Origin of the sequence: Parvibaculum sedimenti (genome assembly GCF_009184905.1) — a bacterium.
Lineage (GTDB): Bacteria > Pseudomonadota > Alphaproteobacteria > Parvibaculales > Parvibaculaceae > Parvibaculum > Parvibaculum sedimenti.
The window spans coordinates 223,026-238,763 of record NZ_WESC01000003.1 but is presented as its reverse complement, the minus strand read 5'-3'; the positions used below and the strand labels follow the sequence as shown (position 1 = coordinate 238,763).

Annotated in this window: 14 protein-coding genes; 4 read left to right on the top strand and 10 right to left on the bottom strand. The window is 61.4% G+C overall.

What is annotated here, in order from left to right:
• The 6 genes from F2P47_RS04710 to F2P47_RS04685 all read right to left on the bottom strand — a co-directional run bounded on the left by F2P47_RS04710 (window position 1) and on the right by F2P47_RS04685 (window position 6,773).
• Window positions 1–882, bottom strand: a complete 882-nt coding sequence (locus F2P47_RS04710; protein WP_422561175.1) for an ABC transporter permease — start codon at window positions 880–882, stop codon at window positions 1–3.
• Window positions 883–1,103: 221 nt separating this feature from the next.
• Complete coding sequence (locus tag F2P47_RS04705; RefSeq protein WP_152215012.1) at window positions 1,104–2,027, bottom strand: ABC transporter permease; 924 nt, start codon at window positions 2,025–2,027, stop codon at window positions 1,104–1,106.
• A complete protein-coding gene (locus F2P47_RS04700; RefSeq protein ID WP_152215011.1) occupies window positions 2,014–2,850 on the bottom strand; it encodes an ABC transporter ATP-binding protein in 837 nt (278 codons plus the stop codon). Before F2P47_RS04700 ends, F2P47_RS04705 begins: the two co-directional genes overlap by 14 nt.
• A 14-nt stretch (window positions 2,851–2,864) precedes the next feature.
• Entirely contained in the window at window positions 2,865–4,106 is a 1,242-nt protein-coding gene (locus F2P47_RS04695) for a Zn-dependent hydrolase (RefSeq protein ID WP_152215010.1), read from the bottom strand.
• 16 nt (window positions 4,107–4,122) lie between these two features.
• Window positions 4,123–5,400: an NAD-dependent dihydropyrimidine dehydrogenase subunit PreA gene (preA, locus tag F2P47_RS04690; RefSeq protein WP_152215009.1), complete on the bottom strand. Its 1,278-nt coding sequence runs from the start codon at window positions 5,398–5,400 to the stop codon at window positions 4,123–4,125.
• A gap of 5 nt (window positions 5,401–5,405) precedes the next feature.
• The gene (locus tag F2P47_RS04685; protein ID WP_152215008.1) at window positions 5,406–6,773 is read right to left on the bottom strand and encodes an NAD(P)-dependent oxidoreductase; all 1,368 of its coding nucleotides are present in this window, start codon (window positions 6,771–6,773) and stop codon (window positions 5,406–5,408) included.
• 317 nt (window positions 6,774–7,090) lie between these two features.
• On the opposite strand from F2P47_RS04685, the gene F2P47_RS04680 reads away from it, so the two are divergent.
• The 4 genes from F2P47_RS04680 (at window position 7,091) to F2P47_RS04665 (ending at window position 10,837) form a co-directional block, all read left to right on the top strand.
• The gene (locus tag F2P47_RS04680) at window positions 7,091–7,750 is read left to right on the top strand and encodes a TetR/AcrR family transcriptional regulator (protein ID WP_204886511.1); all 660 of its coding nucleotides are present in this window, start codon (window positions 7,091–7,093) and stop codon (window positions 7,748–7,750) included.
• A 176-nt stretch (window positions 7,751–7,926) separates the two neighbouring features.
• A complete protein-coding gene (hydA, locus tag F2P47_RS04675) occupies window positions 7,927–9,381 on the top strand; it encodes a dihydropyrimidinase (protein ID WP_152215006.1) in 1,455 nt (484 codons plus the stop codon).
• Between the two features lie 15 nt (window positions 9,382–9,396).
• Complete coding sequence (locus tag F2P47_RS04670) at window positions 9,397–10,329, top strand: LysR family transcriptional regulator (RefSeq protein ID WP_152215005.1); 933 nt, start codon at window positions 9,397–9,399, stop codon at window positions 10,327–10,329.
• 58 nt (window positions 10,330–10,387) lie between these two features.
• A complete protein-coding gene (locus tag F2P47_RS04665; RefSeq protein WP_152215004.1) occupies window positions 10,388–10,837 on the top strand; it encodes a nucleoside deaminase in 450 nt (149 codons plus the stop codon).
• Between the two features lie 16 nt (window positions 10,838–10,853).
• Here the strand turns inward: F2P47_RS04665 and F2P47_RS04660 are convergent, their stop codons facing one another.
• The 4 genes from F2P47_RS04660 to F2P47_RS04645 all read right to left on the bottom strand — a co-directional run bounded on the left by F2P47_RS04660 (window position 10,854) and on the right by F2P47_RS04645 (window position 15,738).
• Window positions 10,854–11,375: an ureidoglycolate lyase gene (locus tag F2P47_RS04660; RefSeq protein WP_152215003.1), complete on the bottom strand. Its 522-nt coding sequence runs from the start codon at window positions 11,373–11,375 to the stop codon at window positions 10,854–10,856.
• A gap of 12 nt (window positions 11,376–11,387) precedes the next feature.
• A complete protein-coding gene (locus tag F2P47_RS04655; RefSeq protein ID WP_152215002.1) occupies window positions 11,388–12,836 on the bottom strand; it encodes an FAD-dependent oxidoreductase in 1,449 nt (482 codons plus the stop codon).
• A 121-nt stretch (window positions 12,837–12,957) separates the two neighbouring features.
• Window positions 12,958–14,298 (bottom strand): 8-oxoguanine deaminase, encoded by a 1,341-nt coding sequence (locus F2P47_RS04650; protein ID WP_152215001.1) that lies wholly within the window; start codon window positions 14,296–14,298, stop codon window positions 12,958–12,960.
• A 9-nt stretch (window positions 14,299–14,307) separates the two neighbouring features.
• Window positions 14,308–15,738, bottom strand: coding sequence for an aldehyde dehydrogenase family protein (locus F2P47_RS04645; RefSeq protein ID WP_152215000.1), 1,431 nt, complete (start codon window positions 15,736–15,738; stop codon window positions 14,308–14,310).

The window sequence follows — 15,738 nt, the reverse complement described above, 5'->3', positions numbered from 1 at the left end:
TCACGGCTTGCGAAACGACGGGTGCCAGAATGTGAAGCGGCGTTCCGCGAGGGCGATGAGCCCATAGCTCGCAGAACCGGCGACGGCGGCGACGGCGATCGTCGCCCAGACCATCGAGATATTCATGCGTCCGACCTCGGTTGAAATGCGAAAGCCCATGCCCACGATCGGGGTGCCGAAAAACTCTGCAACGATCGCGCCAATCAGCGCCAAGGTGGAGTTGACCTTGAGCGCGTTGAAGACGAAGGGTAGCGCGGCGGGAAGCTTGGCCATGGAGAGTGTCTGTCCATAGCTCGCGGCATAGGTCGCCATGAGGTCGCGTTCAATGCGTCCCAGCGCCTCGAGACCGGCGATGGTGTTCACCAGCATCGGGAAGAAGGTCATGATGACCACGACGGCCGCCTTTGACTGCCAGTCGAAACCGAACCACATCACCATGATCGGCGCGACGGCGACGATGGGGAGCGCGCTGACCAGATTGCCGAGTGGGAGAAGGCCACGCTGAAGGAAGGGCATGTGGTCGACGAGGAGGCCGGTGACGAAGCCCGCGCCGCCGCCAATGAAAAAGCCCGGGATGACGGCCTTGATGAAGGTCTGCACGAAATCGGCTGCGAGCGTTTCCCGGGCACCGATGAGCGCAGCGCAGATCACGCTGGGAGCGGGCAGCAGAACGCCCGGCACCTTGAAGCCAAGGACCAGCACCTGCCAGACATAGAGGAGCCAGATGCCGAAGATGAGCGGTGCGGCGATGAGTGTTGCGATGCCGGGACGCTCAATGCCGAGCATGGCCGCGCGCTCAACCACGCGCCAGATGAGGAAGAAAAGTGATGCGAGCCCCGTCCAGAGCGCTAGCGCTTCGCCGCCGTTCGCGCCGGCCTCAATGAGTTGCAGTAGAGAATAACCGCCAGCGAGCGCGGCAAACGCGAGTAGCACGAAGGCGCGTGTAGTCGGAAGAGGTCGAAGGGTCTGGAATGCCGAGGCAGCGAACATGGCGAGCCATAGCGCGAACGCCATGGGCGCTGCGGTCCAGGATGCGCCGCCGAGCGGAAGGAACAGGGCAAGGCCGGCAAGGGCCAGGGCAATGATGAGGACAGGATCGCGTTTCATCGCTGGCCTCCGAGGCGTCGGTCGAGCCAGCGTTCGCCCAAGTCGATGAGGCCGACCGAGGCGCCAGAAAGGACCGAGGCCGCGACGAGCGCCGACCAGATCTGCACTGTCTGCCCGTAATAGGAACCGGCCAGGAGCCGCGCGCCGAGGCCAGCCTGCGCGCCGGTTGGCAGCTCCCCGACAATCGCGCCGACAATGGCGAGCGCCACGGCGACCTTCATGCTCGGAAAGAGGAAGGAGAGCGAGGCAGGAAGGCGCAGATAACGCAGCGTCTGAACTTCGCTGGCGCTGTATGTGCGCAACAGGTCGAGCTGGATGGGTTCCGGCGAGGAAAGTCCCTTCACCATGCCGATGGTCACAGGGAAAAAGCAGAGATAGGTGGAGATCAGCGCCTTCGGCAACAGGCCGACAAAGCCGATGGAGCCCAGCACGACGATGATCATAGGTGCGATGGCGAGCGTCGGCACGGTCTGCGAAGCGATGACCCAAGGCAGAAGCGCGCGTTCGAGACTTTTCAGATGAACGATGGCAATGGCGAGCGCGATACCAAGCAGGTTGCCGAAGCCGAAGCCGAGGAAGGCCGCCGAGAAGGTGACCCAGGCGTGATAGAGCAGGTTGCGCTTCGAGGTCAGCCTGACGCCGAAGATCGACTTCTCAAGTTCCGCCGCCACCTGATGAGGCGCTGGCAGGACTGGGCGCTCCATCGACATCGTGTCGGCGATGAACTCTTCCGTCGTCCAACTCGTCTTCCTGTCACGCTGATATTGATCGGTGACAACGGCTGCATTGAGAAAGACTGTGCCCGCATACCAGAGGGTGAGCGCGAGAAGGAGAATGGTCGCGACGGGAAGGGCAGTCCCTCGCGCCGCGCGCCGGATGAGGTCGGCGGGAAATGCGAAGATGGCGCTAGTGGTCGTCATAGGAATGCCCGGCCTTCAGGCCTTCGCGAACGCGGTGGGCGATCTCAGCGAATTCCGGCGTCTCGCGAATGTCCAGCGTCCGGTCGCGCGGCAGAGACGACTCGATGATGTCGATGATCCGGCCGGGGCGGGGCGACATCACCACGATCTTGGTCGAAAGGAATACGGCCTCGGGGATCGAATGGGTGACGAAGACCAGCGTCTTTTCGGTGCGTCGCCAGAGATCGAGCAATTGCTCGTTCAGATGATCGCGAATGATTTCGTCCAGCGCGCCGAAGGGTTCGTCCATCAGCAGCAGATTGGGATCGAAGGAAAGCGCGCGGGCAATCGAAACGCGTTGCTGCATGCCGCCTGAAAGCTGCCACGGAAACTTGCGCGCGAAACCGGAAAGATTGACAAGCTCCAGCACGCGCTTCGCACGAGCCTTTTGCTCTGTCTTGGTGAGCCCCATGATCTCAAGCGGAAGCGTGATGTTGCGTTCCACGGTCCGCCACGGGAAGAGGGCGGGTGACTGAAAGACATAGCCATAGGCGCGGTCGAGGCGCGCCGCCTGAGGGCTGGTGCCGTTCACTTCTATCGTGCCGCCAGTTGCCTGCTGAAGATCGGCGATAACGCGCAGAAGGGTCGTCTTGCCGCAGCCGGAGGGGCCGATGAACGAAACAAACTCCCCCTTCTCGATGGTGAGATCTACATGCGACAGCGCGTGGACGGGTGCGTCCGCCGTCTGGAAGACAAGGCTCAGATCCTTCACCTCAACCGCGGGAATGCAACCGGGCTTGAGCGAGTTGCCGTCTTCCGGTCGCGGCTGAGGAACTGTCGTCATGGCCTCTCTGTCTCCTAAGCGGCGAGTTCCACCATTGCACGCATCAGCACGTTGCAGCCTGCGGCGAGATCTTCCGGCAGGGCGGATTCGATCTCATTGTGGCTGATACCTTCAGCACAGGGAACGAAGATCATGCCAACAGGCGCGACGCGAGCGATATAGCCCGCGTCATGGCCGGCCCCCGAGACGATGTCGCGGTTGGGGAGGCCCGCCTCGTCGGCCGCCTTTCGGACCGCGTCGATGCAGGCGGGATCGTAATGGATCGCGGGCGAGTTCCAGATTTCCTGCAGGTCGTATTCGACGTCGAGGTTGCCGCAGATTTTGGCGGCGCCCGCATCGAGCGCAGCCTTCATCTTCTCGAGTTCCTCGTCGTAAGGGTGCCGCAGATCGACGGTGAAGAAGACCTTGCCGGGAATGACGTTACGTGAATTGGGATGGACGGTCATCAGGCCCACCGTACCGACGCCTGGCAGATGGTCGAGCGCGATCTTGTTGACGAGATCGACCATGCGGGCGGCGGCAAGCATCGCATCCTTGCGCCGGTTCATCGGCGTGGTGCCGGCATGGCAATCCTGCCCCGTCAGCGTCACCTCGAACCATTTGATGCCCTGAATGCCCTGCACGACGCCGATGATCTTGTCTTCGGCTTCAAGGATCGGGCCCTGCTCGATATGTGCTTCGAAGAAGGCTTTGAACGGGCGGCCGCCGACGGGTGCATCGCCGAAATAGCCGATGCGCTTCAGCTCCTCGCCGATGGTCTTGCCGTCGAGATCGGCGCGGCTATGCCCATATTCTTCGGTGAAGACGCCGCCAAAAACGCCGGAGGCAATCATGGCCGGGGCAAAGCGCGAGCCTTCTTCGTTCGTCCAGACCGAAACCTCGATCGGCGCTTCGGTCTCGAACTTGTAGTCGTTCAAGGTTCGGATGACTTCAAGTCCGGCGAGGACGCCGAACACGCCGTCGAACTTGCCGCCGGTCGGCTGCGTGTCGAGATGGCTGCCGGTCACCACCGGCGGCAGGTCGTTGTTCCGGCCGGGGCGGCGGGCGAAGATGTTGCCCATGCGGTCAACTGTGATCGTGCAGCCCGCCTCCTTGCACCATTGCACGAAGAGATCCCGGCCCTGCTTGTCGAGATCGGTAAGGGCGAGGCGGGCGCAGCCACCTTTTTCCGTCGCGCCGATCTTCGCCATCTCCATCAGGCTATCCCAGAGACGATCCTGATTGATTTGAAGGTTCTGGATTGTCTTCGTGCTCATGGTGTCGTCCTTCGGTTTACTCGGCTGCCTGCTTCCGCATCGGATTGTTCGGATGCTGCGTCCAGTTGAGGTAGGGCAGACCGTTATCGACAGGGTTCATGGTGATGCAGCTTTCGACCGGGCAGACATGCGCGCAGAGATTGCAGCCCACACATTCTTCCTCGATTACCTCATATTTGCGAGTGCCATCCTCCAGCAGCGAAGCGATCGACTGGTGTGACGTGTCTTCGCAGGCAATGTGGCAGAGGCCGCATTTGATGCAGAGGTCCTGGTTGATGTTCGCGATGGTCTTGAAGTTGAGGTTGAGATACTGCCAGTCGGTGACGTTCGGCACTGCCTTGCCGCGGAAGTCCTCGATGGTGGCGTAGCCCTTCGCGTCCATCCAGCGTTTCAATCCGTCGATCATGTCGTCGACGATGTGGAAGCCGTAATGCATGGCTGCGGTGCAGACCTGCATGGTGCCGCAGCCGAGCGCGCCGAACTCGGCGGCGTCGCGCCATGTTTCGATGCCGCCGATGCCCGAGATCGGGATGCCCGCACATTCCGGATCGCGCGAAATCTCCGCCACCATGTGCATGGCGATGGGCTTTACCGCGGGGCCGCAATAGCCGCCATGCGTGCCCTTGCCATCGACCACCGGCGTTGGTGCCATGGCGTCGAGATCGATGGACATGATCGAGTTGATCGTGTTGATGAGGCTGACGGCATCCGCGCCGCCGCGAACGGCAGCGCGTGCGGAGCCCAGGATGTTGGTGACGTTCGGCGTCAGCTTCACGATCACCGGCATGCGGCTATATTGCTTGCACCAGCGCGTGACCATCTCGACATATTCGGGCACCTGACCGACGGCGGCGCCCATGCCACGCTCCGACATGCCATGCGGGCAGCCGAAGTTGAGTTCGATGCCGTCGGCGCCTGTGTTTTCGACGCGGGCGAGGATGGATTTCCAGCTTTCCTCGGTGCAGGGCACCATCAGGGAGACGACAAGCGCACGGCCCGGCCAGTCGCGCTTGACCTCCTTGATCTCCCGCAGATTGACGTCAAGCGGACGGTCAGTGATGAGCTCGATATTGTTGAAGCCGGCGACGCGGTTGCCCTTGTAGGAATAGGCGCCATAGCGCGACGAGACGTTGACGACGTGCGGATCTTCTCCGAGCGTCTTCCAGACGACGCCACCCCAGCCCGCCTTGTAGGCCCGGACGACATTATAGGCCTTGTCGGTCGGCGGCGCAGAGGCGAGCCAGAATGGGTTCGGCGATTTGATGCCTGCGAAAATGCTGGAAATGTCAGCCATCTGTCTCACTTCCTCAATACGCGGTCGATCGAATGCGCGGCGATCTTGCCCGCCTGCACTGACTCGACTGTCAGATCCTGTCCACCGGCGACGCAGTCGCCACCCGCCCAGACACCTCCGAGGGAGGTCCGGCCTTCGTCATCAGCCTTGATGCGTCCCTGGCTAAGTTCGAGAAGACTCTGCTCACTATCCTTGAGCGGATCGGCCACGAAGCTCTGGCCGATCGCCTTGAAGACCATGTCGGCCTCAATGACGAATTCGCGGCCGGTGCCTACAAGCTTGCCGTTTGTATCCAGGCCCGTGTGTTCAAACACCACCTTGGTCACATGGTCGTTGACTCCTTCGATGCGCAGCGGACGCGACCAATATTTGATGGTAACTCCATTTGTCTGGGCGAATTCCTGCTCGTGATCGGTGGCGCTCATCGCTTCCGCATCACGACGATAAACGAGCGTTACGTCTTCCGCTCCGAGGCGCTTCGCCTGAACGGCAATGTCGATGGCCGTATTGCCGCCGCCGATGACGACGATCCGCCGCCCAATGGGCAGCAAGGCGAAATCTTCCGCTTGGCGAATGGAGGCGATGTAATCGACTGCGTTATAGACGCCTTCGAGCGTCTCGCCCTCGCAGTCCAGCGCCTTGACCGCGCCGAGGCCGAGGCCGAGGAAGATGGCATCATATTCGGCGCGCAAACCGGCAAGCGTCACGTCGCGGCCGAGCGCCGTTCCGAGCTTCACCTCAATTCCGCCGATCTCCATGATGAAGGCGACTTCGCGGGCGGCAAAATCATTGGCGAGCTTGTATTCGGCGACACCATATTCGTTGAGGCCACCAAGTTTCTCGCGCGCCTCGAAGATCGTGACCTCATGGCCGAGCATGGCGAGACGATGTGCGCAGGCCAGACCCGCCGGCCCGCCGCCGACGACGGCGACGCGCTTGCCCGTCGTCTCCGCGCGGGTGAAGGGATGAGGCATGCCGTCGAGGCCATTGTCCATCGCGTAGCGTTGCAGGCTGCCGATGGTGATCGGACTTTCGCCCTCCGCATTGCGGACGCAAGCCTGCTCGCAAAGGATCTCCGTGGGGCAATCGCGCGCGCAGGAGCCGCCGAGGATGTTCTGTTCGAGAATGCGGACGGCGGCGCCTGTCAGATTATCCGTCGCGATCTTCTTGATGAAGCCCGGAATGTCGATACCCGTGGGGCAGGCAGTCATGCAGGGGGCGTTGTAGCAGAAGTAGCAGCGGTTCGCCTCGACGCGCGCAGTCTGCGGATTGAGCGGCGGGACCGCGTCGTCGAAGTTGATCGCATACTCGCTAAGGTCGAGTCGCCCGGCCGAGATGTCGGGACTGTCTTTGGTGAGATTCGAGGTTCCCATCGCGTGCTCCGCTCATTGCATCCTGAATCCCCCTTCGCAAGAACGATGCCGTTTCAGCGTATGCGGATTGTCTTCAACGAAATCGTAGGTTTAGAGTAGAAAAAACCTGACCTTTCGGTCAAAATATTTTCCGGGGCTTGCCGTTGCCGCCGGCCCCGCGCTACTCATGTGAAGCAGAAAGTTTGCCCGCCCTCTATGCAATTGCTCAAAGCGTCGTCACCAAATCTGCTCAACCGGGAGATAAGATGCCGAGACGGAAGACAGAAAAGGCCGCTGTTACGGGCGGTCGGCCCGCATCGAGAAGGGCCGCGAAAACGGTGAGCAAGGGGAGCGCTTCTCCCGCCGATGGAGGCTTTGGGAGCGCAGGTGCGATCCGTCAGCGCAATGTCGCAAAGATATTGAAGGCGGCTGAAGCCGTATTTTCGAAAGACGGCTTCAGCGGCGCCAGCACGGCGGAAATTGCCCGCCGGGCGGACGTGCCTAAGGCCAATCTGCATTACTATTTCCGGACGAAGCAGGATCTCTATTCGGCGGTGCTGGTCGAGATCGTCGAATCCTGGCTCGACGCGCTCGAGGACATAGAAGAGGACAGCGATCCGGCAGCGGCCCTCGCGGAATATATCGCCCGGAAGATGAAGGCGGCGCAGAGTTCCGCGCAGCCGTCGCGTCTCTGGGCAATCGAGATTATCGGCGGCGGGCGGCATGTGCAGCCCTTCCTCAAGGGCCGGCTGCGCAAGCTCGTGGAGGAGAAGGGCGCGATCGTCCAGAAGTGGATCGATCAGGGGAAGATCAGCGACATTGATCCCAGGCATCTCTTCTTCATGATCTGGGCAATGACGCAGACCTATGCTGATTTCGGGGCGCAGATGACCGCGGTGCTGGGCAAGAGAACGCTCGACGATGAGGCGTTTGCGGATGCGACGCAGACGGCGACCCGGCTTATCCTGCGGGGTTTGGGGCTGAAATCGCCCCTGTGACGATCTGCATTCCAGACGACCAACGCGCCGAATAAAGCGGCAGGCTGAAAACATCTCCTTGCAAGAATCCGCCGGTTGCTGCGCCTTTGACGATGGCACGTCTCATGCTTCTTGACCGAATGGTCAGATAAGGCCTGAGCAAGAAAAGCGCAGCTAGTCGGCAGAAGGAGGCTCGGATGGGAATCCTCGTTCGCGGTGGAACGGTGGTCAATGCGGACATCAGTCGGCGGGCTGATGTGTATATCGAAGACGGGTCGGTCAAGGCGGTCGGGGCCGGTCTGGAGGCGCCCGGGGGCTGCGAGATCATCGACGCCGGTGGCGCATTGGTCATGCCGGGCGGCATCGATCCGCATACACATATGGAGCTGCCCTTCATGGGCACGGTCGCCTCTGAGGATTTCTTTTCGGGCACAACGGCGGGCGCTGTCGGCGGCACGACGACCATCATCGACTTTGCCATTCCCGATCCGCAGGAAAACCTGATCGCGGCTTACAAGCGGTGTCGGGGTTGGGCCGAGAAGGCGGCGACCGATTACAGCTTCCATGTCGCTATCACCTGGTGGGACGAAACCGTCCACGCCGACATGGCCACGCTGGTGCAGGAGCACGGGGTCAACAGCTTCAAGCACTTCATGGCCTACAAGAATGCGATCATGGCCGATGACGAAATTCTGGTGAACAGCTTCACGCGAGCCCGGGAGCTTGGCGCGCTGTGTACGGTGCATGCGGAAAACGGTGAGCTCGTCTTCCATCTGCAGCGCGAGATTTTTGCAAAGGGCATCACCGGGCCGGAGGGGCATCCGTTGTCGCGCCCCACTGAGGTTGAGGGCGAGGCGGCAAACCGCGCCATCCGCATCGCACAGGTTCTCAATGTACCCCTTTATGTCGTTCACAATTCCTGCCGTGAGGCGGTCGAGGCAATCGCGCGGGCGCGAGGCGAGGGGCAGCGCGTCTTCGGCGAGGTATTGGCCGGGCACCTGCTTGTGGACAGCTCGGTTTATGAGCATCCAGATTTCGACGTCGCGGCGGCGCATGTCATGAGCCCGCCCTTCCGTCCGAAGGAGCATCAGGAACATCTCTGGCATGCCTTGCAGGCGGGGCATCTGCAGACCACGGCGACAGATCACTGCTGCTTCTGCGCGCCGCAAAAAGCCGCCGGCCGCAATGATTTCACCAGGATTCCGAACGGCACCGGCGGTGTCGAGGACCGGATGCATGTTCTCTGGCATCACGGCGTCAACGCCGGACGGCTGACGCCCAATGAGTTTGTCGCCGTTACCTCTGCCAATGCGGCAAAGATATTCAACATCTATCCGCGCAAGGGCGTGATCGCGCCGGGCGCCGACGCAGATCTCGTCGTGTGGGATACCAAGAAGTCGCGGACAATCTCGGCGAAGACCCATCATCAGAATGTCGACTACAACATCTTTGAGGGCATGGAGGTGCAAGGCATCAACACCATCACGATCGCCAATGGCAGGGTTGTGTACCGGGATGGCGACGTTCGCACGGTGAAAGGCGCGGGGCGCAACATCGAGCGTCCGGCTTACGCCACCTATTATGGCGCGATGGACCGTCAGGCTGCCCTTCATGCGCCAAAAGCGGTTCATCGCGGCGAGGCGGCCGAGTAACCACGGGAGCGCGGCGTGCATTTTCATTTCGTCGCGCTTCTCTATTTCAGGGAGACGGTCGAGCGTGGGTCCATTCGTCAGGCGGCGGAGGCGCTCAATGTCGCGGCGTCTGCCATCAATCGCCAGATATTGAAACTGGAGGAACAGCTCGGCTGCGATCTCTTTGAGCGCGTCTCTGGCGGGATGAGGCTTACCGGGGCAGGCGAAGTCTTCCACGCGTATGTCCTGCGACATGCACAGGATTTCGAACGCACACTTTCGGAGATTGAGGATCTGCGCGGCATCAGGCGCGGCCATGTCACGATCTGCTGCGAGGAGGGATTTGCGAAGGATTTTCTTCCCCGCGTGTTGAGGCCCTTTCATCAGCAGTTTCCGCGCGTTACCTACAAGGTTGACGTGGCGGGTCTTCCTGCCGTTGTCGCGGCGGTTGAGGACGGCACTGCGGACATCGGTATTGGTTTTGAACCGGACTTCGATACGGATTTGCGCCGCGCGGCCGAAGTTCATGTCGAGTTGGGCGCGGCCATGGCGCATGAGCACCCACTTGCGGGGCGAGCCAACCTGCATCTTTCGGAACTTGTGGGCGAGGCGCTGATCCTGCCCGACGCGAATTACGATATTCACGATCGCCTCAACAAGCTGATGCAGGGCGCGGGGCTCAAACTGTCAAGGATTTTCGAGACCAACTCCTTTGAAGCGATGACGAGCCTCATCATCGCAGGCCTCGGAATCGGCCTGCGTACCCGTGTCGGCATTTCGGCGGAAATCGCGCGCGGCGAGATTGCCTTTGTGCCGATCGCCGATCGAGCGTTCCGAAGCACGCAGGTCGTCATTCTGACCAAGGCGCGGCGCGCGCCGCCCGTCGCTGCCGCTCTTTTGTGTGAGCGCATGGCGGCAATGTTCGCCGCGCTCGCCGAAAAGAAAGCGCCCGGCGCCTATGGGCACTGACGCCTTGATTGTGGTGCGTGCCAAGATCAAAATCAAAATAGACTCAGGAGAGTGATCCATGCCGCCGAAAGATGTCTTTCTCGCCGAAGCTCTCGCCGAAGCCGCCAAGGGGCGCGACGAGGGCGGAATTCCCATTGGCTCGGTGCTCGTCCGCGGTGGCGTCATCATCGGACGCGGTCACAACAGGCGCGTGCAGGATGGCAGCGTGATTCATCATGCAGAGATGAACTGCCTCGAAAATGCAGGCCGTCTTGCCCCCGGCATCTATCGAGAGGCGACGCTCTATACGACCCTGTCACCCTGCTCGATGTGCGCGGGCGCGGCGGCGCTCTTCGGCGTCAAGAAGGTCGTGATCGGCGAGAATCGAACCTTCGAGATGAGCGAGGACTTCCTGCGCAGCAAGGGCATCGAGGTCGAGGTGGCCGACGATGCGGAGTGCTACAAGATCCTTCAGGACTTCATCAAGGATCATCCAGAAGTGTGGGATGAGGATATCGGCGGCCACTGATCGGTCGTCGATGCTCTCATGCGATCAGACGGAACGCCCTTGAGAAGTGGTCGGGTAGCTTGCATGTCTGATGGTCGACTTCGTTCGTGTCGGCAAGTTCGAGATTGAAGAAGCTTGTTTCCGTGTCGTCGAAATAAGGCCCCGCGTGCCATGTGCCGCGAAAGAGCATCACGCCGACATTGCCGGGAATATCGAAGGCCATGATCTCGTCGAGATGAGGCTCGGCGCTCGGGTTGTCGATGTCATGAGGTGGCGCGACGACGAGCTGCCATGCCTTGCCGCCGACAGACGCAAGAACCTGCGTCGTCTGACGATGCCGTGTGAGATGGCGTGCGATCCGCTCGCGGAATTCGAGCCGCATGATGTAGAAGCGCGGGATTCCTCGGGAGAGGTCGAGCTGCGCATCCTGAGGGCCGAAAGGCGTGCCGTCCTCAGTCGCTTCGACGAGCGTGCCATAGGGCCGGAAATTCCCGGCCGTGATCGGCGTGAGCTTGAGGTCTTCGATGACGAGCGGCGTATCATTCGTTTTCGTTGTCATTTTTGTGCCTATCTATTCCGCTGCCATGCTCTGGAGATTTGGCGGTATGACCAGATCGACATCCTTATAGGCGAGGAGGTCGGGGATCACGTGTTCTTCCTGTTCGAGGAAGAGGCGGCGCACAAGGCCGCGTACCAGCCTCGGCAGCGCATATTTATGCCCGCTGATCGAGGTCGAATGCGGTCCCATGCTGACGGCGCCGGAGAAATTAAAGGCGTGTATGCGCTCGATCCAGGGTGCGGTTCCAGCTTCACGTGGCTGATATTCATAGGAAAGACCGAGATAGGGAAACTCACCGAGCATGGGATGCTCCGCGCCTTCGGGCGGCGTGTAGCGATCTTTCCAGCGAGCGACGAAGGGGGAGAGGGTCGCGAGTTCCGGACGAGCCGAATAATCGACCATGTAGCCCGTCGCGGCGATGAGATAGTCGAAGACATGTTCGCCGCGCGGCGTCGTCACCCTGATAGCGTCGCCTTCCTGCCGGACGTCAAGCCACGGACTCGACGCATGCATGCGGAAGCCGGGAAGTGCGGTCGCCGCGAAGAACCCTGAATGTGCTGGCGGTTGGTCGACTTCGCGGAAATAGCGCGCGATCGCCCATCGCGTTGCATCGGAAAGCTCCGGGAAGTTTGCGAGACAGCCTGCCGTTTCGACATGCCGGTGCGGATTGACGGTCGGCAGCGCCGGGCGGCGAAAGCAGACATCGGCTGAGGTCGCGCCCGCCTTGAGGGCCGCTGCCGCATTGTCGAAGGCGGATGCGGCATGGCCGAGAATGCCGACGCGCTTGCCAGCGAGCCGCGCAAAGTCGATTTCCACATTGGAATGGGAATAGAGCGACCTGGGGAGGTTCTTGCTGATGATCTCCGGTACACTCCAGCGGCCCGCGCCGTCAAAGCCGGTCGCCAGCACGACGAGCCGTCCCGGATGAGTTTCGATTTTGCCATTCCGCCGTGTGGTCACGACGATGTGGTCGCCTTCGGGCCCGACCGCCTCGACTTCCGTATTGTTGACGACGGGGAGGTTCAGCGTTTTTCGATACCAGCGAAGATATTCCATCCAGGCGAGGCGTGGGACACGGTCGAGCGCTTCCCATGCCTCGCGCCCATATCGCGCCATGTACCAGCGCTGGAGGGACAGGTTCGGTTGCCCGATCTCCATGCCACACAGCGCCTTGGGCGTGCGCAGATGCGACATGCGGGCGAAATTCTCCCAGACGCCTTCATAGCCCTCGGGGCTGCGGTCCAGAACCAGGACATTGTCGACGCCCTGCCGCATCAGCGAATGCGCGATGAGAAGGCCTGACTGTCCACCTCCGACAATGACCACGTCATAAAGCTGCCGCCCCTTGGCATCGAAGTGAGGTTTCGTCCATCGCCGGTCGGGATAGGAGAGGAGCGCCAATTCCTCCTGCGCAAGCTCGGCGAGCGCCGTTTCGTCGAGGGGGGCGTCGATGGGAGACATGGATGACCTCAGATGCTTTCGCGCGGAAGGAGCCTTCGATGCCTTAGTCTCTTCTACTTCTGGCGTTCTATAAAAGAAGCGTGTTTCGAACATTCCGTTGCCAAATAGGCAACAGCGCACATCAGAGCGTTTTCAAAAATGCCTTGGCCGCTTCGCCATGCTCGTGGCGGAGTTGTGCGAGATCGAGCCCGACGGGCTGGCCCTCCGTCACGCGCCACTTGCCACCGATCATCACGCGATCGGCGTGATGCGCACCGCAAAGAACGAGGGCCGCGATGGGATCGCCGGCACCTGAGAAGCGCAATTCGTCGAGTGTGAAGAGGGCGAGGTCAGCCTGACGGCCAATTTCGATCTTGCCGATATCAGTGCGGCCGAGACAAGCGGCAGACCCTTCGGTGGCCCAGCGAAGAGCGTCGAGATGCGTGACCGCCGCCGCGCCATAGGCGAGACGGCCCAGCATCATGGCGTGGCGCACGGCCTCCATGAGGTTGGAACTGTCATTGGACGACGAGCCGTCAACGCCGAGGCCGACAATGGCGCCTGCGGCTTCCAGATCTTTCGTGCGGCAGGTGCCTGAGGCGAGAACCATGTTCGATGTCGGACAGTGGCAGACGCCGACCTTGTGCTTGCCGAGGCGGCATACTTCTTCATCGTTGAAGTGGATGCCATGGGCGAGCCAGACGCGGGAATTGAGCCAACCGACTTCTTCGAGATAGTCGAGTGGGCGCAGGCCGAACTGGGAGATGCAGAATTCATCCTCGTCATGCGTTTCGCCGAGATGGGTATGGAGGCGGCAGTCGTGTTTGTCGGCGAGAGCCGCCGAGTCGATCATCAATTGTTTGGTGACGTTGAAAGGGGCACATGGCGCGAGCGCGACCTGCAAATAGGAGCCTTCTGAGCGGTCGTGATATTTGTGGAGCACCCGCTCGCAGTCGGCGAGCACCGTGTCATAGTCCTGCATCAGCCTTTCATCGGCGATCCCGCCATTCTTCGTTCCGACATTGATGGCACCGCGCGTCAGCGTCATGCGCATGCCGAGCTTCGATGCCTCCTCGGCTTCGATGTCCACGGCGTCGGGTATATCGCCCGGAAAGACGAAGAGGTGATCTGACGCTGTCGTGCAGCCGGACATCAGCATTTCCGTCAGCGCCACGCGCGTTGCGAGGCGGAAGCTGTCGCGGTTCAGGTGATCGCCCCAGATCGGATAGAGCGATTTCAGCCAGGGAAAGAGTTCCTTGTTGATCGCCTGCGGATGCGCGCGGGTGAGCGTCTGGAAGAAATGGTGATGCGTATTGATGAGGCCGGGGAGAACGACATGCCGTCCCGCATCGAAGACCTCATCGCAGGGTATGGAGGGGCCATCGCGACCGACGAGTTCGGCGATACGTCCATCCTCGATAACGATTCCGCGCTCGGCGCCTTCGGCCAGGACGGCAATGGGATCACGCAACCAGGTTCTCATGTCGTCGCCTTACGCTTTTGAATAGCCGAGAACGGCTTTCACTTCGAGAAATTCGGTCATGCCGAAGGTGCCGAGTTCGCGCCCGTTGCCGGATTGCTTGTAGCCGCCGAAGGGCGCGTTGAAATCGAAGGGCGGGTTGTTGATGAAGATGCGGCCGGCGCGGATGTGGGCTGCGACGTGTCGGGCGCGGGCTTCGTCTTTTGAATGGACGTAGCCTGCGAGCCCGTAGACCGTGTCGTTGGCGAGGCGTATCGCTTCGGCTTCATCGTCATAGGTGAGGATCGAAAGGACGGGCCCGAATATCTCCTGCCGCGCGATGGTCATGTCGGGCGTGACGTTGGCGAAGATGGTCGGGCGGACGAAGTATCCGCGATTGAGGTCCTGTGGTCTGCCGGGGCCGCCCACCACGAGCGTCGCGCCCTCTGCAAGTCCAGCGTCGATCATCGAGCCGACCTTGGAGAACTGCGCCGCGCCGGTGACCGGGCCCATGGTGGCTTCCGGCAAGGTTGGATCGCCGACAGCGACCGATGCGGCGATGGCTTTTGCGCGGTCGATGATTTCGTCGAGTTGCGAGCGGTGAACGAACATGCGCGTTGGCGCTATGCAGGACTGGCCTGAATTGATGAAGCAGCGATTGACGCCGTCGGCGACTGCCAGGTCGAGGTCCGCATCCGGCAAGATGATATTGGCAGACTTGCCGCCGAGTTCCTGGTGGACGCGCTTCACTGTTTTCGCGGCAGCTTCGGCAACGAGAATGCCTGCGCGGGTCGAGCCTGTGAAGGACACCATGTCGATGTCCGGATGCGCGGCAATTGCCGCGCCCACCTCCGCGCCCGTGCCGTTGACAAGGTTGAAGACGCCCTTCGGCACACCGGCTTCGTGCAGGACTTCGGCGAGGATAAGCGCGCTCAGCGGCGAAAGTTCGCTCGGCTTCAGCACTACGGTGCAGCCGGCCGCAAGTGCGGGCGCGAGCTTCGTTACGATCTGGTTGAGCGGCCAGTTCCATGGCGTGATGAGGCCGCAGACGCCGATCGCCTCATGCGCGATCAGCGTCGTGCCTCTCAGCGTCTCGAATTCGAAATCGCGCAGGACGGCAGCGGCATCTTCAAAATAGATGATGCTGGAGCCGGTCTGAATGTCCCATGCGAGTTTCGAGGGTGCGCCCATTTCCGCCGTCACGGCACGGGCGAGATCCTCGCGCCGCGCCTTGAAGCATTCGACGATGCGCCCGAAAAGAGCGAGGCGCTCCTCTCTGCTCGTTGCGGCAAAGGCCGGGAAGGCGGCACGGGCCGCCGCCACCGCGCGGTCGACATCGGCAACGCTGCCGTGGCTGATCTGCGCGACGGGAGTTTCCGTCGCTGGATTGATCACATCGGCAGGATTGGGGCTCGCCGGTTCAACCCATCTTCCGTCGATATAAAAAGGGCGGGGATCTGGCAT